Annotated in this window: 20 protein-coding genes; 12 read left to right on the forward strand and 8 right to left on the reverse strand. The window is 70.6% G+C overall.

What is annotated here, in order from left to right:
* Positions 1–19: 19 nt before the first annotated feature.
* From ACY34M_RS10425 to pssA, 6 genes are all read left to right on the forward strand, one after another.
* Entirely contained in the window at positions 20–2068 is a 2049-nt protein-coding gene (locus tag ACY34M_RS10425; RefSeq protein WP_462719325.1) for a protein meaA, read from the forward strand.
* Complete coding sequence (locus ACY34M_RS10430) at positions 2065–3027, forward strand: HpcH/HpaI aldolase/citrate lyase family protein (RefSeq protein WP_462719326.1); 963 nt, start codon at positions 2065–2067, stop codon at positions 3025–3027. Before ACY34M_RS10425 ends, ACY34M_RS10430 begins: the two co-directional genes overlap by 4 nt.
* 7 nt (positions 3028–3034) lie before the next feature.
* Positions 3035–3544, forward strand: coding sequence for a MaoC family dehydratase (locus tag ACY34M_RS10435; protein ID WP_462719327.1), 510 nt, complete (start codon positions 3035–3037; stop codon positions 3542–3544).
* A gap of 2 nt (positions 3545–3546) precedes the next feature.
* On the forward strand, positions 3547–4752 hold the full coding sequence (locus ACY34M_RS10440; protein WP_462719328.1) for an acyl-CoA dehydrogenase family protein: 1206 nt from the start codon (positions 3547–3549) through the stop codon (positions 4750–4752).
* A 194-nt stretch (positions 4753–4946) separates the two neighbouring features.
* A complete protein-coding gene (locus tag ACY34M_RS10445) occupies positions 4947–5603 on the forward strand; it encodes a phosphatidylserine decarboxylase (protein ID WP_462719329.1) in 657 nt (218 codons plus the stop codon).
* 34 nt (positions 5604–5637) lie between these two features.
* On the forward strand, positions 5638–6441 hold the full coding sequence (pssA, locus tag ACY34M_RS10450; protein WP_462719465.1) for a CDP-diacylglycerol--serine O-phosphatidyltransferase: 804 nt from the start codon (positions 5638–5640) through the stop codon (positions 6439–6441).
* 169 nt (positions 6442–6610) lie between these two features.
* Here the strand turns inward: pssA and ACY34M_RS10455 are convergent, their stop codons facing one another.
* The 6 genes from ACY34M_RS10455 to ACY34M_RS10480 all read right to left on the reverse strand — a co-directional run bounded on the left by ACY34M_RS10455 (position 6611) and on the right by ACY34M_RS10480 (position 13558).
* The gene (locus ACY34M_RS10455; protein WP_462719466.1) at positions 6611–8365 is read right to left on the reverse strand and encodes an ABC transporter ATP-binding protein; all 1755 of its coding nucleotides are present in this window, start codon (positions 8363–8365) and stop codon (positions 6611–6613) included.
* Between the two features lie 212 nt (positions 8366–8577).
* Positions 8578–9855, reverse strand: coding sequence for an ABC transporter substrate-binding protein (locus ACY34M_RS10460; protein WP_462719330.1), 1278 nt, complete (start codon positions 9853–9855; stop codon positions 8578–8580).
* Positions 9852–10907, reverse strand: coding sequence for a branched-chain amino acid ABC transporter permease (locus ACY34M_RS10465; protein WP_462719467.1), 1056 nt, complete (start codon positions 10905–10907; stop codon positions 9852–9854). The genes ACY34M_RS10460 and ACY34M_RS10465 overlap by 4 nt, the downstream gene beginning before the upstream one ends.
* Positions 10908–10977: 70 nt before the next feature.
* On the reverse strand, positions 10978–11877 hold the full coding sequence (locus ACY34M_RS10470) for a branched-chain amino acid ABC transporter permease (RefSeq protein ID WP_462719331.1): 900 nt from the start codon (positions 11875–11877) through the stop codon (positions 10978–10980).
* Entirely contained in the window at positions 11874–12680 is an 807-nt protein-coding gene (locus tag ACY34M_RS10475) for an ABC transporter ATP-binding protein (protein WP_462719332.1), read from the reverse strand. Before ACY34M_RS10475 ends, ACY34M_RS10470 begins: the two co-directional genes overlap by 4 nt.
* A complete protein-coding gene (locus ACY34M_RS10480; RefSeq protein WP_462719333.1) occupies positions 12677–13558 on the reverse strand; it encodes an ABC transporter ATP-binding protein in 882 nt (293 codons plus the stop codon). The genes ACY34M_RS10475 and ACY34M_RS10480 overlap by 4 nt, the downstream gene beginning before the upstream one ends.
* Before the next feature lie 263 nt (positions 13559–13821).
* Between ACY34M_RS10480 and ACY34M_RS10485 the strand changes: the two genes are divergently transcribed.
* Positions 13822–15021: a PucR family transcriptional regulator gene (locus ACY34M_RS10485; RefSeq protein WP_462719334.1), complete on the forward strand. Its 1200-nt coding sequence runs from the start codon at positions 13822–13824 to the stop codon at positions 15019–15021.
* 83 nt (positions 15022–15104) lie between these two features.
* On the opposite strand, the gene ACY34M_RS10490 is transcribed toward ACY34M_RS10485, so the two are convergent.
* On the reverse strand, positions 15105–16256 hold the full coding sequence (locus tag ACY34M_RS10490) for a glycerate kinase (RefSeq protein ID WP_462719335.1): 1152 nt from the start codon (positions 16254–16256) through the stop codon (positions 15105–15107).
* A gap of 237 nt (positions 16257–16493) precedes the next feature.
* Between ACY34M_RS10490 and ACY34M_RS10495 the strand changes: the two genes are divergently transcribed.
* The 5 genes from ACY34M_RS10495 to ACY34M_RS10515 all read left to right on the forward strand — a co-directional run bounded on the left by ACY34M_RS10495 (position 16494) and on the right by ACY34M_RS10515 (position 21470).
* Positions 16494–17579 (forward strand): ADP-ribosylglycohydrolase family protein, encoded by a 1086-nt coding sequence (locus ACY34M_RS10495; RefSeq protein WP_462719336.1) that lies wholly within the window; start codon positions 16494–16496, stop codon positions 17577–17579.
* A 137-nt stretch (positions 17580–17716) separates the two neighbouring features.
* The gene (gene uriH, locus ACY34M_RS10500) at positions 17717–18682 is read left to right on the forward strand and encodes a uridine-preferring nucleoside hydrolase UriH (RefSeq protein WP_462719337.1); all 966 of its coding nucleotides are present in this window, start codon (positions 17717–17719) and stop codon (positions 18680–18682) included.
* Entirely contained in the window at positions 18679–20121 is a 1443-nt protein-coding gene (uriT, locus tag ACY34M_RS10505) for a uridine transporter UriT (RefSeq protein WP_462719338.1), read from the forward strand. The genes uriH and uriT overlap by 4 nt, the downstream gene beginning before the upstream one ends.
* Positions 20122–20136: 15 nt before the next feature.
* Positions 20137–20868: an SIR2 family NAD-dependent protein deacylase gene (locus ACY34M_RS10510; RefSeq protein ID WP_462719339.1), complete on the forward strand. Its 732-nt coding sequence runs from the start codon at positions 20137–20139 to the stop codon at positions 20866–20868.
* Entirely contained in the window at positions 20865–21470 is a 606-nt protein-coding gene (locus ACY34M_RS10515) for a dihydrofolate reductase family protein (protein WP_462719340.1), read from the forward strand. The genes ACY34M_RS10510 and ACY34M_RS10515 overlap by 4 nt, the downstream gene beginning before the upstream one ends.
* On the opposite strand, the gene ACY34M_RS10520 is transcribed toward ACY34M_RS10515, so the two are convergent.
* Positions 21467–21967 (reverse strand): methylated-DNA--[protein]-cysteine S-methyltransferase, encoded by a 501-nt coding sequence (locus tag ACY34M_RS10520; protein ID WP_462719341.1) that lies wholly within the window; start codon positions 21965–21967, stop codon positions 21467–21469. The two genes, ACY34M_RS10515 and ACY34M_RS10520, sit on opposite strands and share 4 nt — an antisense overlap.
* Between the last annotated feature and the right edge of the window lie 2 nt (positions 21968–21969).

The raw sequence follows: 21969 nt of genomic DNA on the forward strand, positions 1-21969 counted from the left end.
TCCGTAGGAGAGCCAGCAGATGACTGAGCGCCAGAAGGACCGGCCATGGTTGATGCGCACGTACGCCGGGCACTCCACGGCCGAGGCGTCCAACGAGCTGTACCGCCGCAACCTCGCCAAGGGCCAGACGGGTCTGTCGGTCGCCTTCGACCTGCCGACCCAGACCGGGTACGACCCCGACCACATCCTCGCGCGGGGTGAGGTCGGCCGCGTCGGCGTCCCGGTGTCCCACCTCGGTGACATGCGACGGCTGTTCCAGGACATCCCCCTGGAGCAGATGAACACCTCGATGACGATCAACGCCACCGCCATGTGGACCCTGGCGCTCTACCAGGTCGTCGCGGAGGAGCAGGGCGCGGATCTCGCCGCGCTCCAGGGCACGACGCAGAACGACATCGTCAAGGAGTACCTGTCGCGGGGCACCCACGTGTTCCCGCCGGGGCCCTCGCTCCGCCTGACCACCGACATGATCGCGTACACGGTGGCGAACATGCCGAAGTGGAACCCGATCAACATCTGCAGCTACCACCTCCAGGAGGCGGGGGCCACCCCGGTCCAGGAGATCGCCTACGCGATGTCCACCGCCATCGCGGTTCTCGATGCCGTACGCGACTCAGGGCAGGTCCCCGAGGAGAAGTTCGGGGACGTCGTGGCCCGCATCTCCTTCTTCGTGAACGCGGGCGTCCGCTTCATCGAGGAGATGTGCAAGATGCGGGCGTTCGGGCGGATCTGGGACCAGATCACGCGCGAGCGGTACGGCATCGAGAACCCGAAGCAGCGCCGCTTCCGGTACGGGGTGCAGGTCAACTCCCTCGGTCTGACCGAGGCCCAGCCGGAGAACAACGTCCAGCGGATCGTCCTCGAAATGCTGGCCGTGACGCTCAGCAAGGACGCGCGCGCCCGCGCCGTCCAGCTCCCCGCCTGGAACGAGGCGCTGGGCCTGCCCCGCCCCTGGGACCAGCAGTGGTCCCTGCGCATCCAGCAGGTCCTCGCCCACGAGAGCGACCTGCTGGAGTACGAGGACATCTTCGCGGGCTCGCACGTCATCGAGAAGAAGGTCGACGAGCTGGTCGCCGACTCCTTCGCCGAGATCGAGCGGATCCAGGAGATGGGCGGCGCGATGGCCGCCGTCGAGTCGGGCTACCTCAAGTCGCAGCTCGTCGCCTCGCACGCGGAGCGCCGCGCCCGGATCGAGGCCGGCGAGGAGAAGATCGTCGGTGTGAACGCCTACGAGTCGACCGAGCCGAACCCGCTCACCGCCGACCTGGACACCGCGATCATGACGGTGGACCACGACGTCGAGGCCAGGGTCGTCCGGGCCATCGGCGACTGGCGCACGACCCGTGAGGAGTCGACCGACCGGCAGGGCATGGGCGATCCGTTCCTCTACCCGACCAGCCGGCAGGCGCTCGACCGCCTCAAGGAGGCCGCGGCGGGTACGGAGAACCTCATGGAGGCCACCCTCGAATGCGCCCGCGCCGGTGTCACCACCGGCGAGTGGGCCGCGGCCCTGCGCGAGGTGTTCGGCGAGTTCCGCGCCCCCACGGGCGTCTCGTCGGCGCCGGTCGCGGTCGCCGCCGAGGAGGGCACGCCGCTCGCCGAGGTCCGCGAGAAGGTCCGCCGCACCGGCGACGAACTGGGCGGAAAGCTCCGCCTGCTGGTCGGCAAGCCGGGCCTCGACGGACACTCCAACGGCGCCGAGCAGATCGCCGTACGGGCCCGCGACGCCGGGTTCGAGGTGGTCTACCAGGGCATCCGGCTCACCCCGGACCAGATCGTCTCCGCGGCTCTCGCCGAGGACGTGCACTGCGTCGGCCTGTCGATCCTGTCCGGATCGCACGCCGAGCTGGTGCCCGACGTACTCGCCAGGCTGCGCGAGGCGGGCGCCGCCGACATCCCCGTGATCGTCGGCGGCATCATCCCCAACGCCGACGCCGAGGAACTGAAGCGGGCGGGTGTGGCCGCCGTCTTCACCCCCAAGGACTTCGGCATCACGGAGATCATCGGCCGTATCGTCGACGAGATCCGCACAGCGAACCACCTCGACCCACTGGAGGTCCCCGCATGACCCAGGTCAACCGCCTTCACCCGCGCCGTTCGTGTCTGGCTGTGCCCGGCTCGAACCCGCGCTTCCTGGAGAAGGCCCAGGGCCTCGCCGCCGACCAGGTCTTCCTCGACCTGGAGGACGCCTGCGCCCCGCTCGCCAAGCCCGAGGCGCGGCACACCATCGTGAAGTTCCTCAACGAGGGCGACTGGACGGGCAAGACGCGTGTCGTGCGGGTCAACGACTGGACGACCGAGTGGACGTACCGGGACGTCGTGACGGTCGTCGAGGGCGCCGGCCAGAACCTCGACTGCATCATGCTGCCGAAGGTGCAGAACGCCGAGCAGGTCGTCGCGCTCGACCTGCTGCTCACCCAGATCGAGAAGACGATGGGCTTCGAGGTCGGCAAGATCGGCATCGAGGCGCAGATCGAGAACGCCGCGGGTCTCAACAACGTCAACGCGATCGCCGAGGCCTCGCCGCGCACCGAGACCATCATCTTCGGCCCGGCCGACTTCATGGCCTCCATCAACATGAAGTCCCTGGTCGTCGGCGAGCAGCCGCCCGGCTACGGCGCCGACGCGTACCACTACATCCTGATGAAGATCCTGATGGCGGCCCGCGCCAACGACCTCCAGGCGATCGACGGCCCGTACCTCCAGATCAAGAACGTCGACGGCTTCCGCGAGGTCGCGGGCCGCGCCGCCGCGCTCGGCTTCGACGGCAAGTGGGTGCTGCACCCCGGCCAGGTCGAGGCCGCCAACGAGGTCTTCTCGCCCTCCCAGGAGGACTACGACCACGCCGAGCTGATCCTGGACGCGTACGACTACTGCACGTCCGAGGCAGGTGGCAAGAAGGGCTCGGCGATGCTCGGCGACGAGATGATCGACGAGGCCAGCCGGAAGATGGCCCTCGTCATCTCCGGGAAGGGACGTGCGGCCGGGATGCAGCGCACGTCCAAGTTCGAGATCCCGGAGGCGTGACGCAACCATGCAGTTCGGCCGCACCTACGAAGAGTTCACCGTCGGGGACGTCTACAAGCACTGGCCGGGAAAGACGGTCACCGAGTACGACGACCACATGTTCTGTCTCCTGACGATGAACCATCACCCGCTCCACATGGACACGAACTATGCGGAGAAGACGACGGACTTCGGCAAGAACGTCGTCGTCGGGAACTACATCTACTCGCTCCTGCTCGGGATGTCCGTTCCGGACGTGTCGGGCAAGGCGATCGCCAACCTGGAGATCGAGTCGCTGCGCCACGTGGCCCCGACCTTCCACGGGGACACCATCTACGGAGAGACGACCGTCCTGGACAAGACTCCGTCCAGGTCCAAGTCCGACCGGGGCATCGTCCACGTGGAGACCAAGGGGTACAAGCAGGACGGCACGCTCGTCTGCGTCTTCCGCCGCAAGGTGATGGTGCCGACCGAGACGTACATCAAGGAGCGCGGCGGCGAACAGCCCGGCCGCCCGGAACTTCGGGAGAGCAAGTAACCATGAGCCGACTCGCCCAGACCCACGGCCTGACCGATGTGCAGCAGGAAATCCTCGCGACGGTCAGGGACTTCGTCGACAAAGAGATCCTTCCGGTCGCGACCGAACTCGAACACCGCGACGAGTACCCCCAGCAGATCGTCGACGGGCTCAAGGAGTTGGGCCTGTTCGGGCTGATGATTCCCGAGGAGTACGGGGGTCTGGGCGAATCGCTGCTCACCTACGCGCTGTGCGTGGAGGAGATAGCGCGCGGCTGGATGTCGGTCTCCGGCATCATCAACACCCACTTCATCGTCGCCTACATGCTCAAGCAGCACGGGACGCAGGAGCAGAAGGACCACTTCCTGCCCCGCATGGCACTCGGCGAGGTGCGCGGCGCATTCTCCATGTCGGAGCCGGGACTTGGCTCCGACGTGTCGGCCATCACGTCGAAGGCGGTGAAGGACGGCGACAGTTACGTCCTGAACGGCCAGAAGATGTGGCTGACGAACGGTGGTTCGTCAACGCTTGTGGCGGTTCTCACGCGAAGTGATGAAGGTCACCCGGAGGGTTCCGCGCCGCACAAATCGATGACGACGTTCCTCGTGGAGAAGGAACCCGGCTTCGGCGAGGTCCGTCCCGGCCTCACCATCCCCGGAAAGATCGACAAGATGGGTTACAAGGGCGTCGACACGACCGAACTCATCATGGATGACCTGCGTATTCCGGCCAATCGCGTACTGGGTGGAGAGACCGGTCGCGGTTTTTACCAAATGATGGACGGGGTGGAAGTCGGCCGGGTGAATGTCGCCGCGCGTGGCTGCGGCGTCGCACAGCGTGCTTTTGAGCTGGGCATCGATTACGCCCAGCAACGGCACACATTCGGAAAGCCCATCGCCAAGCACCAGGCAATCCAGTTCAAGTTGGCCGAGATGGCCACCAAGGTCGAGGCCGCTCATGCGATGATGGTCAATGCGGCACGCAAAAAGGACTCCGGGGAACGTAACGACCTCGAAGCAGGGATGGCCAAGTACCTGGCCTCCGAATACTGCAAGGAAGTCGTCGAGGACGCGTTCCGGATCCACGGCGGCTACGGCTTCTCCAAGGAGTACGAGATCGAGCGCCTCTACCGCGAGGCACCGATGCTGCTGATCGGCGAAGGTACCGCCGAGATCCAGAAAATGATCATTGGTCGTCGGCTCCTCGAGGAGTACCGATCCCAAGGCTGATCCTGGGCAAGATGTCCGTTTACGGGGTGTTTCTTCGCGAAGAAGATCACACCCCGTAGGCGCTCTCCGGGGGATGCCTACCGTCCGATGTGGCTTCCTGGCTTGCCCAGTTGTGGCTCGCAACCGATAGCATCCCCGGAAAAGCCGCCGTCCCCCCGTAAACTGCGCGGCCTCATCCGCTACGAAGGTCATCCATGCCCCACAGCCAAATCTCTGCACCACGCGACGGCGTCCTCAAGGGACGTCTTGCGCGCGGAGCCTCGCCGTGGCTTCTCCCGACCGTCGCCACGGCTGCCCTCAGCCTGGCGCGTTCGCGTCGCTCCAAGAAGGCAGCAGCACTCGCCGTACCGACCACCGCTCTGGCGGCCGGCATGCTGTGGTTCTTCCGCGACCCCGAGCGCGAGATCGCCCACGGTCGGGTCATCTCCCCGGCCGACGGTGTGGTGCAGAGCATCATGCCGTGGAAGGACGGTCGCACCCGTGTCGCGATCTTCATGAGCCCGCTGAACGTGCACGTGAACCGCGCTCCTCTCGCGGGCACGGTCACGTCGGTCGAGCACATCCCCGGTGGTTTCGTTCCCGCCTTCAACAAGGAGAGCGAGAACAACGAGCGGGTGGTGTGGCACTTCGACACCGAGCTCGGTGACATCGAGATGGTCCAGATCGCCGGCGCGGTCGCGCGTCGCATCGTGCCGTACGTCCCTGGGGGCACGAAGGTCGAGCAGGGCGAGCGGATCGGCCTGATCCGTTTCGGCTCGCGCGTCGACATCTACCTGCCCGAGGGCGTCGAGGTCGACGTCGAGGTCGGCCAGAAGACGGTGGCTGGGGTGACCCGAATTGACCGTGACTGAATCCGAGACTCCGGCCTGGGCCGACGATCCGGACATGGCGGACGACGCGGAGGAGATGCCGCTGTCGCTCCGGCTGTCGATAGCGGACACCCTCACGCTGGGCAACGCCACGTGCGGCTTCATGGCCGTCTACTTCACGACGACCGGGATCCTCATCCCGCACATCCAGGGCAGCGCGGACTCCGGCATGGCGCGGCACAGCGCCGCGACCGCCGTGATCCTGATGCTCGCCGCCGCGATCTTCGACCTGTTCGACGGTCTGGTGGCGCGCAAGCTGCGGTCCTCGCCGATGGGCGCGGAGCTCGACAACCTGTCCGACCTGATCAGCTTCGGCCTTGCCCCGGCGTACTTCGTACTCGTGTACGGAATGGTCGCCGACGACGCGCACCAGAGAGTGGCGGCGGTGGGCGCCATCGTGGTGCTGCTGGCGGTGGTGCTGCGGCTTGCGCGGTTCTCGTGCGTAACGGTGAAGGACGGCACCTTCCAGGGCATGCCGTCGCCGTTCGGCGCGCTGACGGTCGTCTCGATCGTGCTGCTGGAGCTGCCCTTCGTGGCGACGCTGCTCGCGATCATCGGCACGGCGTGGCTCATGGTCAGCCGGGTCGAGTACCCGAAGCCGCGGGGACGGCTCGCCGTGGCGATGCTGGCGTGGATCGTGGCGAGCATGGGCCTGCTGGCGGCATGGGCGTTCGACGCGCCCGGCGGTCAGCTGCTCCTCGCGACGGGGTGCACGCTGCAGGTGGTTCTCGGCGCCGTGATCCCGCTCTTCGCGACGGCCCGGCGGGTGAACAACTTCCGGGGCAATCGGCGTGAGGCGCGAGCGGCGCAGCTGCCGTAGCCCGGCGGAACGTGTGGGCGGTGGGCCCGAGCCTTTTGGCTCGGGCCCACCGCCTTTTGCGTGTCACCGGCACCGTGGCCGCGGGGCTCTGCCCCGGACCCCGCTGCTCAATCGCCGCAGGGGCTTTATTTGCTCACCCGGCCTCAGGGGCTTGATATACGCGATTGATCTACGCGGCCTCCTCCAGGAAGCCGCCTGATTGGTGTTGCCACAGGCGGGCGTATGTGCCGTGGGCGGCCAGGAGCTCTTCGTGGCTGCCCTGCTCCACGATGCGGCCGCGGTCCAGGACCACCAGGCGGTCCATGCCGGCCACCGTGCTCAGGCGGTGGGCCACGACCAGGGCCGTGCGGCCCTCCATGAGGCGCCACAGCGCCTCCTGCACCAGCACCTCGCTCTCGGAGTCGAGGGCGCTGGTCGCCTCGTCCAGGAGCAGGATCGGGGCGTCCCGCAGGATCGCCCGGGCGAGCGCGACCCGCTGGCGCTGGCCGCCGGAGAGCTTGATGCCGCGCTCTCCGACCATCGTGTCGAAGCCCTCCGGCAGCGTGTCGGCGAACTCGGTGACGTGCGCCGCCTCCGCCGCCCGCCGGACCTCGGCCTCGGTCGCACCCGGCCGGGCGAAGGCGATGTTCTCGCCCAGGCTGCGGTGGAACATGGCCGGCTCCTGAGGGACGTACGCGATCAGGGACCGCAGGTCGGCCTGGCGCAGCTTGGAGATGTCCTGGCCGTCGATGAGGATCCGGCCGCCGTCGATGTCCATCATCCGCAGCAGCAGCCTGGTCAGGGTCGTCTTGCCGCCGCCGGAGCGGCCGACGAGGCCGATCCTGGTGCCGCCGGGCACGTTCAGGTCGAGCCCGGTGAACAGCGGCTCCGCCCCTGCGTGCGCGTACGCGACGCCCTCGAAGCGGACGGCGGCGGTCGACGTGCCCACCAGCGGCTCGGGCTCGGCCGGGTCGAGCACCTTCGGCTTGTCGCTCAGCAGCTCGGTGAACTGCGCGGCCTCCGTCATGGCCCGTTCCAGACGGCGGTAGATCTGGTTGAACTCGAACATGATCCGCGTCGCGTTGCCGAAGTACGTGAACGCGACGACGATCGCCTCGACGTTGTGCCCGCTGCCCGCGAGGGTGACGGCGAGCAGCAGTCCGAGTGCGTTGGTCAGCACGGAGAGCGGGGCGACGAGGGTGTCGACGCGCAGGTTGCCGTAGTCCCAGGCGCGGAGGATGTGGCCGCGCGCGTCCGCGACCCGCTCCCGGTGCTCGGCGGCCTCCCGCTCCTCGGCGGCGAAGGCGCGGACCGTCTCCATGTTCATCAGGCTGTCGGCGACATGCCCCGACATCCGGGTGAACGCGGCCTCGCGCGCGTTGACGAGCTTCTGGCGGCGCCGGATCACGGGCCGTACACAGACCCCGGTGATCACGATCATGGTCAGGAGCACGACAACCAGGAGCGGCTCGTAGCGCCACAGCACCACCGAGCCGAACACGATCGGCACGAGGCTGGCCATCACGTTGAAGATCAGTACGTCGGCGAACTCCTCGAAGCGCGACGCGAAGCTCAGGACGCGCTTGGTGAGTGCTCCGGCGAAGTTGTCGTGGAAGAACGTGGCGTCCTTCGCGTACAGCTCGTCCATGCCGATCACGTACAGGCGCGAGATGGCACGGGCCTCAAGCCGGTTGATGCAGTGGAACCCGATGCGCCACAGCGCCTCGGCGGCCAGCAGCACGCCGCCGAAGGCGAGGACGTAGGGCAGCAGTGCGTCGACGGTGCGGGCCCCGCCGTCGGCGAGGTGACCGACGAGCTTGGCGACGACGAGCGGCGCGATGTAGTTGAGTCCGATGTTGCCGAGCGCGGGCAGCAGCATCGCGGGGATCGCGAACCGGCGCGCCCGGGCCAGCTCCCGTCCGTAGTAGCGGAGTGCGAGCAGCACCGAACCGCGGCTCGGTGGCACTTCGCGTAATGAGGTCAATCCGATCCCGTCCTTTGGATGTCGGCGGGTGTGGGTCACCGGCCCTGGTGCGGCCGGGCATCGGAGTGTCCCGTGACGGAGTGCGATCGGTCCACGTGTTTTCCGTGACGAAGGGCGGGTATCGGCCGGGCCGGGCGCGTACGGACGCCCGGGCCGGCCGACGTTCTGGGGTGTCAGCCCGCCTTGGGTGTGAAGCCCTTGGCCTCGGCGGCCTCGGCCGGCTGGCGGACGACCTTCGTGCCGCCGACCTCCGACTTGTCGGGCTGGAGGATCGCCGATCCGAACGAGGACGGCGCTGCGGGGTCGGAGAAGTCCTGGGTGACCCCGAAGCCGTTCTCGAAGTCGCTCAGGGACAGCAGCGCCTTGTCGACGCCCTCGCGCGTGAGGTCCTTGCTCTCGCACGCCTTCTTCAGAGCCTCGCCGAACACCGCCGCGGCGGTCCAGCCCGCGACGACGCCGTTGTCGAGCGAGTCCTTCGGGTACGCCTTCTTGTAGTCGTCGACCAGCTTCTTCGCCTCCGGGGTGTCCGCGCCGATCGGCAGCCCCGGCGAGGCGATCCAGTAGTTCTTCAGCAGCGCGGGGGCCGCCTGCGTGCCGAGGAGCTGGGGCGAGTACGCCGAGTTGTTGCCGATGATCGGCGCGTTCAGCTTCGCCGCCGCCGCGACGCCGACGAGGGAGGCCGCCTGGCGCGGGCCCGCGCTGATCACGACGCCCTTGACGCCTGCCTTCTTCAGGGCGGAGACCTGCGCGGTCATGTCGTTGTCGGTCGGCTTGATCTTCTGCTCGACGACGGTGAGCCCGGCCTCCTTCGCCATGTACTTCGAGCCCTGCAGCGCGTTCTCCCCGTAGTCGCCCTCGAAGTAGACGTGGCCGAGTTTGTCGCCCTTCTTCAGACCCTTCTCCTTCATCAGGAAGTCGATCGCGTTGATCGTCTCGATGTCGTACGTGGAGCCGATGACGCGCACGTACTTGCTGCCGAGCAGATGCGCCGACCACGCCTGCGGCAGCACGACGGCCTTGTCCTGGCCGTCGATGCGCTGCTTGACGGCGGACACGAACGGCGAGCCGAGGAACTGCGGGAAGCCGAGCACGTCGGGCGCCAGCTCGGTGTATCCGGCGACGGCCTTCTGCGGGTCGTAGCCGTGGTCGCGGACCGTCAGCTTCACCTTGTAGCCGCAGGCGCCGCCCGCGGCGTTGAACTGCTTCACGTACAACTGCTGGGCCTGGGTGACGCTCTTGCCGAGCGTCGCGTACACGCCGGTCAGGTCGGTGAGGACGCCGAGGTTGATGGTCTTGCCCGTGATGCCCTTGCCGGTCTTGACGCCGCCGGCGCCCTGCTGGTCGCCGTCCCCGTCGTCCTTGGCCTTGGAGCTGCACGCGGCGGTCAGCGCGAGCAGGGACGCCACGGCGGTCACCGTGAGCGTGCGGGTGCGGCGTTTTCTTGCGTTCATGCGTCCTCCTGAGGGTTTTTCCTGGCGCGCGGGGCGGTCAGCCGCACCATTCCGCCGGGTAGGAAAAGGACCACCGCCACGACGGCGGCGCCGTACAGATAGCGGGCCGCCTCGCCGGGTGCCACGCCGCCGGTGCCGGGCGCGGAGACCAGGGGCAGGGCGTCGCTGTACCGGGTGAGCAGCTGCGGCAGCAGCGAGACGAAGGCGGCGCCGACGACGGCGCCCGCCACGGATCCCAGGCCACCGATGACGATCATGGCGAGGTATTCGAGGGACAGGACCATCCCGAAGTAGTCGGGCACGGTGCGCTGGAAGACCAGGGCGAGCAGGACGCCCGCGAGTCCCGCGTACATCGACGAGAGCACGAACACGGCGCCCCGGTAGCGGGCCACGGGCACACCGAGCACCCCGGCCGCGATCCGGTGGTCGCGGATCGCGTTGAGGGCGCGGCCCGGCCGTCCGCGCAGACTTCCGCGGGCGAAGAGCGCGCAGCCGAGCGCGAGCAGCAGCCCGAGGTACCAGAGCTTCTCCGCGGCCCCGAACGGGACGCCCGCGACGACGAGTTCGCTCTCGTCGAAGGTGAGGCCGAACAGGCTCAGGGCGGGGACGTCGCGCCCGTTGGCGCCGCCGGTCAGCTCCTCCGCGTTGAACAGGACGTGCTGCCCGATGAAGATCAGCGCGAGGGTCGCGATGCCGAGGTACGCGCCCTTGAGGCGGCCCGCGATGGGGCTGAACAGGCCGCCCGCGACCCCCGCGAGGAGCACCGCGAGGACGGCGGCGAGCCACGGCGGCAGGCCGAGCCCGTCGAGCGTCTGCCCCCGCTCCCCCGCGAACACGCAGTACCCGTAGGCGCCGACGGCGAGGAAGAAGGCGTGCCCCATGGAGAGCTGTCCCGTGGCGCCGGTCAGCAGGTTGAGCCCGACGGCTCCGATGGCGGCGGCCATGGCGAACAGGCCGGCCTGAAGCCAGAACCGCTCCAGGTAGAACGGCAGGGCGAGCAGCACAAGGGCGCAGGCCGCGACCACGTACGTACGGCGCCGGGTCAGGAGCACACGGGGTGAACCGCCCTTCTTCGCGGACGACTTGGCGGCGCGCGCATCGGAGGTGTCGGAGGTGAGGAGGTCAGACACGGGCGAGCTCCTTCGTCCCGAAGAGCCCCGAGGGCCTCAGCAGCAGGATCACGGTCATGACGAGATAGGGCGCGAGGTCGCCGAGGCCGCGGCCCATGAAGGCGAGTTCGCTCTGGTAGCCGGCGGCGAGGGACTCGGTGACGCCGACGATCAGCCCTCCGACGAGCGCGCCGGTGGTGGAGTCGAGGCCGCCGAGGATCGCGGCGGGGAAGGCCTTCAGGGCGGCCAGCGACGTGGCCCGTTCCAGGCCCGGCGTCGGGAAGACGGTCAGGAACAGCGCGGCGACGGCGGCGAGCCCGCCCGCCACGGCCCACGCGCCGAGCGACACCCGCCCGAGCCGTACGCCCATCAGCGCGGCGGTCTCGCTGCTCTCGGCGGCGGCGCGCATCGCGACGCCCCACGAGGTGTAGCGGAACGTGAGCAGGAACGTGCCGATGAGCAGGGCCGCCGCGACGAACGCGGCGATCCGGGTGTGCGCGACGGAGATCCCGCCGACGGTGAGCACGGCGTCGCCCCACGGGTCCCCCATGGCGAGCACGTCCGTGCCGAGCCGCCGGGTGAGTTCGGTGGTCAGCAGGATGTCGACGCCGATGGTGACGATGGCGAGGACGCTGTGGTCGCGCCCCCGGTAGCGGCGCATCACGAGGAACTCGACGGCGGCGCCGACGACGGCCGCGGCCGCGATGCCGACGGCGACCGCGGGCCAGAACCCGATGTCGTCGTGGAGCGAGGCGATGACGTAGCCACCGGCGAGCAGCAGCGACGCGTGGGCGAAGTTGACGACCTCGGTGGCCCGGAAGATGACGACGAAGCCGAGCGCGATGAGGGCGTAGACGGAGCCCATCGAGACGCCGTTGATGAGGAGTTCGAGAAACGTCGAGAAATCGGTCATGCGGAGCCCTCTCCGGCGTGGTCCTGCGGTTCGTCGGGGGCGCCCAGGTACGCCTGGACCACCGCCGGGTCGTTCTGTACGCGCTCCGGGGCGCCGCCCGCGATGCGGCGGCCGAAGTCGAGGACGGTCACCTCGTCGGCGAGCCGCATGACGACGCCCATGTCGTGCTCCACGAGGACGATCGAGATGCCGAGGCTGTCGCGGACGCCCGCGATGACGGCGGCGGTGCGGCGGCGTTCGTCGGCGGTCATCCCGGCGACGGGTTCGTCGAGCAGCAGCACGCTGGGCTCCATGCACAGGGCGCGGGCGAGTTCGGCGAGTTTCTGCGCGCCGTACGGCAGCGAGCCGGTGGGTGTGTCGAGTTGCCCGGAGATACCGACGAACTCGGCGATCTCCCGGACCCGTTCGCGGTGGGCCCGCTCCTCCTTCAGCGCAGACGGCAGTCGCAGGCCCGCCGCGACGAAGCCCGCGCGGGTCAGCCGGTGCCGGCCGAGCAGCAGGCTGTCGGCAACCGTGGTGTGCGGCGGCAGGGCGAGGTTCTGGAAGGTGCGGGCGACGCCGAGTTCGGCGATCCGGTGCGGGGGAAGCCCGGTCAGTTCCCGCTCGCCGAGGTGGACGGTGCCCGAGGTGGCCCGGTAGACGCCGGAGAGGACGTTGAAGGTGGTGGACTTGCCCGCGCCGTTCGGGCCGATGACGGCGTGCACAGTGCCCGGTTCGACGGTGAGGCCGATGGCGTCGAGCGCGGTGAGCCCGGCGAAGCGCACGGTCAAGTCCTTGACCCGCAGGGGCGGTACGTCGTTCATCGCGTGCCTCCCCAGCGGCTCAGCGTCGGCGGGTGCGCGGCGCCACCGGTCGCGGCGGCGGCGTCCGAAGCGGCCGTCTCGTCGACCACGCCCAGGTAGCGGCGGCGCACCTCGTCGGAGCCCGCGAGTTCGGCGGCGGGGCCGTGCAGGGTGATCTCGCCGACCTCCAGGACGTACGCGTACGAGGCGAGCCGCAGGGCGAGCGCCGCGTTCTGCTCGACGAGGAGGACGGAGACGCCCTGGGCGTTGATCTCGCGGATCGTGTCGGCGATCCGGGCGGCCATCAACGGGGCGAGTCCCAGGGACGGTTCGTCCAGGAGCAGCAGTTTCGGCGCGGCCATCAGGGCGCGGCCCACGGCGAGCATCTGCTGCTCTCCGCCGGACAGCAGCCCGGCGCGCTGCTGGGCCCGGTCGGCCAGCACCGGGAACAACTCGTGCACCCGGCGCAGGGCTCTGCTCTTGTCGGCCCGCGAACCGGACGAGCCGAGCGCCCCGGCCCGCAGATTGTCCGCGACGGTCATCCGCGCGAACACCCGCCGCCCCTCCGGGACCTGGCAGATCCCGGCGGCCACCACACGGTCGGCGGACAGGCCGCCAACCTTTCCCCGAGCTCTCAACTCCGTTCGAGCAGGGGAGACCCCATTCCCGCCGAAGCTCACCGTGCCGGACGTCACCGCCCCGCCGTGGAAGCCGAGCGTGCGCGACACGGCGCGCAGCAGGGTCGTCTTGCCCGCCCCGTTGCCGCCGAGCACGGCGACGACGGAGCGGGCCGGCACCTCCAAGGTCACTGCGCGCAGGGCGCGTACGGGGCCGTAGCCGACGGACACGTCGTCGACGACGAGCCCCGGTTCTTCTGCATCGGTACTTGCGTTGATCACTGCGTACGTCCCTCCCTGGCCCGGTGTCCCTGGACCGGTGGCGCTCACGACAGCACCGCGCGGACGGCCCGTCCACGGGCGGCCCGCGAATCGCTGCGCGGGCCCAGCGCCCGCCCGCCCCGGTTGTGCCCGCGCACAAGACCGCGTGTCAGGGGCCTGCCGGGGACGCGGAGCGGATGGCATCCTCCGCACAAGCGGTCGCGTTCTTTGCCGTCGCTTTACGGCTCGTACTGCCGTCGCTTTACGGTTCGTCGGGAGGGGCGATGGGCACGCGCAAGCACCGCACGGGTGAGGACTGGAAGCTGGTGAAGGAGGCGTGCGGCGCGCTCCTCGAACGGGTGCCGGAGCTCGTCGACGAGCATCTGCGGCAGCTCTTCGCGCACTCGGACGTCTACGCGCGCGTGCTGCCGTACGACGCCCAATGGCGGGAGGCCGAGCAGGCGATGCGGATCGGCATCGAGACGATCTCGGCGCCGCCGGACTCGCCGCGCAGGGACCTGGAGTGCGCCGAGGACGCGGGGCGGCGCCGGGCGGGCCAGGGCCTGCCGCTCGACCTCCTGGTGCACGCCTACCGCAACGCGGGCTACCTCGTCTGGGACGCCCTGATGGAGAGCGCGGGCGGCGAGCCGGCCCGTCTGAAGGCGCTGATGCGCTCGGCGACGGTGGTGTGGGCGGCGGTCGACGCGCAGGCGGAGGCGGCCTCGGAGGCCTACCGGGCAACGGAGTTGGAGCTGCGCCGCCGCACCGACGAACAGACCCAGGCACTGCTCGACGCCCTCCTGGACGGCGGCCGGCCCGCCCCCGGTCTCGCGGCGCGCGCCGCGGCGGGACTCGACCTGCCCGAGCACGGCCCGTACGCGGTCGTCGTGCTCCGGGTGGAGCGGCTGGGCGGGCGCGAGGCGTTCCACCGGCGGATCCAGGATCCGCGGTTCCGGTTCGTGTGGCGGATGCGGGCGGACTGCGAGGTGGGGGTGGCGGCGCTGGGGGCGGACCGCACGCTGGACGACCTGGCGGCGCTGCTCGACGGCCGCTGCCCCGGTCCCGGCGGGGTCAGCCCCGTCGTGCAGGGCCTCGCCGAACTGGGCCGCGCCCGCCGCCTCGCCGAACTCGCCCTGCGCACCTGCCCACCGGAGACGACGGGCGTGGTCCGCCTCGACCAGCGGATGCCGACGGCCCTCGTGGTGAGCCAGCCGGACCTGGCTCAGCGCCTGGTGTCGGGCGTGTTCGGCGGCCTGCTGGAACTGGAACCGGCCGACCGGGCCGTCCTGCTGGAGACACTGGACGCGTGGCTCGCGTGCGAGGGCTCGGCGGGCCGGGCGGCGGGCCGCCTCTACTGCCACCGCAACACGGTCTTCAACCGCCTGCGCAGACTTGAGCAGTTGACGTCGCGCTCGCTGTCCCGGCCGCGGGACCTGATGGAGATGACCCTGGCCTTGGACGCGTACCGCTTGTCACCGGGGTGAAGGGCCCTCGCCTTGGACGGCAGAGTGGGCAAGGGCCCCCGGTGCGGCGCACGCAGGAGCCCCGGCCACGACGCGGCAGCGGCTCAGCGCAGGAAGTCCGTCGCGATGCGCTCCGCCACGTCCTCCAGGATCGGGCCCGCCTCAGCGATGCAGCGGGCCACGTCCGGCTCGACGTCGGTCAGCGCGTACGCCCGGCGGATCCCGGCCCGCCCCAGCACCTCCGGCGCAAGCGCCAGGCGGCCGCACACGGCGACGACCTCGATCCCCGCCGCCCGCGCCGCCGCGGCGACACCCGCCGGCGCCTTCCCGTGCAGCGTCTGCTCGTCCAGCGAGCCCTCGCCGGTGATCACGAGCCCGGCCCGCTCAAGCGCGGGCGCGAAGCCGAGAACGTCGAGCATGACCTCGATACCGGGCCGGAAGCTCGCACCGAGCCCGACCAGCGCCCCGTACCCGATGCCACCCGCGGCCCCGGCCCCCGGCGACTCGGCGTACTCCAGCGCCTTCGGCCCGACCGACTCGGAGAGGACCTTGGCGAAGTGGGCGAGCGCGGCGTCCAGCTCCGCGACGTTCTCCGGCGTGGCGCCCTTCTGCGGGCCGTAGATCGCGGGCGCGCCCTTCGGCCCGGTGAGCGGATTGTCGACGTCGCTGGCGAGGACGAACTCCACATCGGTGAGCCGCGCGTCGAGCCCGGACAGATCGGCCGAGGCCAGGCCCGCGAGCGCGCCGCCGCCCGGCCCGACTGGCGCCCCGTCCGCGTCGAGGAACCGCGCGCCGAGCGCGGCCAGCATGCCCGCGCCGCCGTCCGTGGTGGCGCTGCCGCCGACCCCGAACACGATCGAGCGCGCCCCCGCGTCCAGCGCGGCGGTGATCACCTCGCCGGACCCGTACGTCGTCGCCGTGAGCGGCGCGAACTCGCCCTCGGGCAGCAGCTGGAGCCCGGACGCCTCCGCCATCTCCACGACGGCCGTGCCCTCGCGCAGCGCGTACGCGGCGACGACCGGCTCGCCGAGCGGCCCCGTCACCGGCACCTCGCGGCGCTCGAACCCGGCCGCGACCGCCGCCGCCACCGTCCCGTCGCCGCCGTCCGCGACGGGCACGGACTCCACCGTGACCTCGGGCGCGACCCGGTGCAGACCCGCCGTCACACGCTGTGCGACCTGCACCGCGGTGAGCGAGCCCTTGAACTTGTCCGCCGCGATCAACACGTGCCGCGCGGCCTGTGCAGCGTCCGCCACCTTGCTCTCCCCTTGCTGTTCACGCCTTGCTCGAGGCAAGGCAGTCGCGCCGCTGCGACCTTAACCGCAGGAGGGGCCCGCTGCCCATGGTCGTCCGGTTCCCGATACGGCACGGGCACCGGTAAAATCCTGGTATCGCACCTCAAAACGGGGCGGCGCACGCGCGAAACGATCGATCAAGCGCGCCCTCCCGGCGGAGCGCCACCGTTGATGTAGGGAAGCGGGTACACCGGACTCATGACGCCAACGAGCCCCGGGCTCACCGACCCCACCGACAGCGCCCTCGCCGACCGCATGCTCGGCGGCTGGCTCGGCCGGATCGCCGGCAACATGCTCGGCAAACCGGTCGAGCGCGGCGACGTGTGGACGCGCGAGCGCATCGACCGCTATCTGCGGCAGGCCGAGGCCCTGCCCCTGACCGACTATCTGCCCGAACCCCCGTCGGAGGACGTGGCGTTGGCGCTGCGCCCCGAGTGGCGGCAGTGCGTGCGCGGCCGCATCCACGGCAGCTGCCGCGACGACGACGTGGACTATGCGGTGCTCGGCCTGCACCTCCTGGAGACCCACGGCTTCGCGTTCAGCACGGAGCAGGTCGGCGAGCTGTGGCTGCTGCGCCTGCCCTACCTCCAGACGTTCACGGCGGAGCGTGCCGCGTACCGCAACCTGGCGAACGGACTGAAGCCCCCGCTCACGGCGACGTACGACAATCCGCACCAGGAGTGGATCGGCGCCCTGATCCGCGCGGACGTCTTCGGCTGGACCAATCCCGGCGCCCCGCGCCGCGCCGCCTCGCTGGCCCGCCGCGACGCGGTGCTCTCGCACACCGGCAACGGCGTGTACGGCGCGATGTGGGCGGCGGCCCTGATCTCCGCCGCGTTCACCGCGCCGACGCCGCGCGCCGCCCTCGACGCCTCGCTCTCCGTGATCCCCGCGAGCAGCCGCCTGGCCCGCGTCGTACGGCGCACGGCCTCGCTGCACGAATCGCGGCTGACCTGGGAGGAGACGCTGTCGACCGTCACCGCGGAGACGGCGGGGCTCGGCTGGATCCACACGGTTCCGAACGCCGCCGTGATCACCGCCGGGCTGCTCTACGGCGACGGGGACTTCACCCGCACCGTGGCCCTGACGGTCCGCGGCGGCCTGGACACGGACTCCAACGGCGCGACGGCCGGTTCGTTCGCGGGCGTGCTGTGCGGCGCCGCGGCGATCCCACCGCAGTGGACCGAGCCCCTGGAGGACCGGGTCCGCAGTGCGGTCTTCGGCTTCGACGGCGTACGCATCAGCGAACTGGCCCAGCGGACGGCGGCGTTGGCGCAGGGCTGAGGCCGCCGCCCTCTCCGTGCCCCCTCCCCGGCGGAAACCCTCCGCCTTTCTCACATCTACGCGCGTTGACATCTCATGTGGCGGCGAGGGATGTTTCCGTGGACAGTTTCTGTAACCAGAGCAAAGGGGCTCGACCGTTGGCCAGGAAGATCATCCTCGACTGTGACCCGGGGCACGACGACGCGGTCGCGATGCTGCTCGCGCACGGCAACCCGGACATCGATCTGGTCGCCGTGACCACCGTCGTCGGCAACCAGACCCTGGAGAAGGTGACGCGCAACGCGCTGTCCGTCGCGGCCATCGCCGGGATCACCGGCGTGCCGTTCGCCGCGGGCTGCCCGCGCCCCCTGATCCGTACGATCGAGACCGCGCCCGAGATCCACGGCGACTCGGGCCTCGACGGACCCGATCTCCCGGACGCCGCCTTCGCACTCGACGAGCGGCACGCCGTGGACCTGATCATCGACACGGTCATGGCGCACGAGCCCGGCGAGATCACCATCGTGCCGACGGCGGGGCTCACCAACATCGCCCTGGCGGCGCGCAAGGAGCCGCGCATCGTCGAGCGGGTGCGCGAGGTCGTCCTCATGGGCGGCGGCTACCACGAGGGCAACTGGAGCCCGGTCGCCGAGTTCAACATCGTGATCGACCCCGAGGCCGCGCACATCGTCTTCAACGAGTCGTGGCCGGTCACCATGGTCGGGCTCGACCTCACCCACCAGGCGCTCGCCACCCCCGAGGTCGAGAAGAAGATCGCCGCCGTCGGGACGAAGCCCGCGCAGTTCGTCCTCGAACTGCTCGACTTCTTCCGCGAGGCCTACCGCGAGAACCAGGGCTTCGAGCACCCGCCGGTACACGACCCGTGCGCGGTCGCGTACGTCATCGACCCGAGCGTGATGACGGTGCGCAAGGCGCCCGTGGACATCGAGCTGCGCGGCTCCCTCACCCTCGGCATGACCGTCACCGATCTGCGCGCGCCCGCGCCCGACGACTGCCACACGCAGGTCGCCGTGGACCTGGACCACGAGAAGTTCTGGAACCTCGTGGTCGACGCCCTGGTCCGCATCGGGGAGCCCGCCGGGAACGGGGCACCCGCCGCATGAACGTCGCCGCCTCCCCCCACTCCCCGGCCGGCGGCCCGGGTGCGGGGCGCCCGGTCCGGATCGGCGCCCTCATGGTCGCGCTGCTCGCGGCCAGCTTCGCCTTCCAGCTCAACGCCTCGATGCTCAGCCCGGCGCTCGCGACGATGGCGGACGAGCTCGACACCAGCGCGTCCGCGATCGGCGTCACGCAGACCGCGTTCTTCACCGCCGCCGCGCTGTTCTCGCTGTTCCTGCCGCGCCTCGGCGATCTGATCGGCCGCCGCAAGGTGCTCACCGGGATGATGGTTCTGATGGCCGTCGGCTGTGTGATCTCCGCGCTCGCGACGTCCGTCGGGATGCTTGCCGTGGGGCGTGTCATCCAGGGCGCGTCGGGCCCCACGATCCCGCTCGCGCTGATCATGCTGCGCGTCGAGGTCCCCGAGCCGAAGCGGTACGGCACGCTGATGGGCATCGTCACCGCCGTCAACGGCGGCATCGCGGGCGTCGACTCGTTCGCGGGCGGCTCGCTCGCCGAGCACTACGGCTACGCCTCGATCTTCTGGGTCATGACCGCCTTCGCGGCCCTCTCGGCCGTGCTCGTCCGCCTCTTCGCCCCCGAGTCCCGCGCGGACGAGCGGCCCGCGATGGACTGGATCGGCGTGCTGCTCCTGGTGATCTCCGTCGGCGCGCTGCTGATCGCGTTCAACGAGGCGGGCAAGCTGGCCGCGGCGAACTGGCCGCTCGCCGTCGGCCTGCTTGTCGTGGCGGCGGTCGCGTTCTGGGCGTTCTGGCGGACGGAGAACCGCTCCTCGCACCCGCTGGTCACCACGCACCTGCTCAAGCGCCGCGCCACCTGGTCGCTGCTGCTGTCCACCATGCTCACCATGACCGGCGTCTTCGCGATCATGAACGGGCTGCTGCCCGGCTTCGCGCAGGACACCTCCGTGGGCCTCGGCCTCGGCGCCGAGGGCGCGACCTGGTGGACGCTCACCCCGTACGCGCTCGCGGGCCTCGCCATGGGGCCGATCTCGGGGCGGCTCGCGGCGACGTTCGGCTACGGCCGCGTCCTGCGCACCGGTCTGATCGCCACGGCGGTCTCCACGGTCCTGGCGCTGCTGACCCTCCAGACGGACTCGTCGGGGCTGCTCCTCGCGGTGTCGATCCTGCTGGGTGTCACCTACGCGGGCATGGCCAACATCATGCTGAACGGCCTCGGCATCGTGCTCTCCCCGCCCGAGAACCCCGGCTTCCTGCCGGGCCTCAACGCGGGCTGCTTCAACCTCGGCGCGGGCCTCAGCTTCGTGGTCCTGTACGCGGCGATGGACGCGGTCGCCCCCTCCGACGGCACCTCGGTCGGCGGCTACAGCGCCGGTGTCGTGGCGGGTCTGATCCTCATCGTGGCGGCCCTGTTCGCCTCGCTGCTGATCCCGAAGCCGGTGCACGCGGAGGCGACCGACTGACCTACGCTCGGTGACATGACCCTCGTCGCAATCCTCACCGGCGCCGGTATCAGCACGGACTCCGGGATCCCGGACTACCGGGGGCCGGACGGCGTGTGGACCAAGGATCCCGACGCCGAGAAGCTCGTCACGTACGAGTACTACATGAACGGCCCGGAGATCCGGCGCCGCGCCTGGCAGGTGCGGCGCCGGGCCGTCACCCTGACCGCCGAGCCGAACGCCGCGCACCGCGCGATCGCGGACCTCGACGCGTCGGGTGTCGCGGTCCGGGTCGTCACGCAGAACGTCGACGGGCTGCACCAGCTCGCCGGCACGCCCGCCCGCAAGGTGCTCGAACTGCACGGCTCGGCGCGGCAGTACCTGTGCACGCGGTGCGGGGCGCGCGGCCCCATGGCGGAGGCGCTCGCCCGCCTGGACGCGGGCGAGGACGACCCGCTGTGCCTCGTGTGCGGCGGCATCCTCAAGTCGACGACGGTGATGTTCGGCGAGCAGCTCGATCCGCTGGTGCTCGGCGAGGCCGTGGAGATCACCAAGGCGTGCGACGTCTTCTTCGCGATCGGTTCCTCCCTCCAGGTGCACCCGGCGGCCGGTCTCGCGGGCCTCGCCGCCGAACACGGCGCCCGCCTGGTAGTGGTGAACGCCGAACCGACTCCGTACGACGACGTCGCCGACGAGGTCGTACGGGAGCCGATCGGCGCGGCCGTGCCGCGACTGCTCGGGGAGCTACGAGGGAGCGAGGCCCGATGAAGCTGGTGGTGCAGGAATTCCTCACGCTCGACGGTGTGTCGCAGGGGCCCGGCTCCCCGGACGAGGACACCAGTGACGGGTTCACGCGCGGCGGCTGGTTCGTGCCGTACGTGGACGAGGAGTTCCTGGAGATCGCCGAGGAGTGGCTCGGCCGGGCGGACGAGCTGCTGTTCGGGCGCCGGACGTACGAGAACTTCGCGCGGGACTGGCCGACGATGACCGACCACCCCTTCGCGCCGGTCATGAACGGTCTGCCGAAGTACGTCGCCACGCAGAGCCTGACCGAGGCCGGCTGGAACCCGACCACGATCCTCACCGGCAACATCGCCGCGGAGGTCGACGCCCTGAAGCGGCAGCCGGGCCGTGAGCTGCAGATCCACGGCAGCGCACGGCTCGCCCAGTCGCTGCTCGCGGCCGGCCTCGTCGACGAGCTGCGCCTCGCGATCGCCCCGGTCGTGGTGGGCCGGGGCCGCCGCCTGTTCCCGGACGGCGGCACCCCGGCGGGCCTGCACCCGGTGAGTCAGCGCTCCACGGCGGGCGGGCTGTCCGTGCACGTCTTCGAGCCGGCGGGACTGCCGTCCTACGGGGTCTACGGGGGCTAGAACAGCGCGGCGGCCGGATCGGCGGAGCGCTCGAAGTCAAGGAGGCGGCGCTTGCGGTCGAGTCCGCCGCCGTATCCGGTGAGGTCGCCGTTCGCCCCGATGACGCGGTGGCAGGGGACGATGACGCCGACGGGGTTCTTGCCGTTGGCGAGGCCGACGGCGCGGGAGGCGTTCGGTTTGCCCAGTGCCTCGGCCAGCTCCCCGTAGGTGCGGGTCTCGCCGTACGGGATCCGCTGGAGCTGCGCCCACACGGAGCGCTGGAACGGCGTGCCGTGGAGGTCGAGCGGCAGGTCGAACTCCCGCAGCTCGCCCTCGAAGTAGGCGTTCAGCTGGTCGATCACCGGACCGAAGGGCCGCTCGTCGCGGCTGCCGAAGGTCTCCTGCGGCGGGCGGTGGCGCTGGTCCGTCATGTAGAGGCCGGACAGGGTGTGGTCGGTGGCCACGAGGGTGAGGGCGCCGTAGGGGCTGTCGATCACCGTGTGGTGGGTCTGCTGCATGG

It is taken from the genome of Streptomyces sp. EDA2-14, assembly GCF_054963755.1.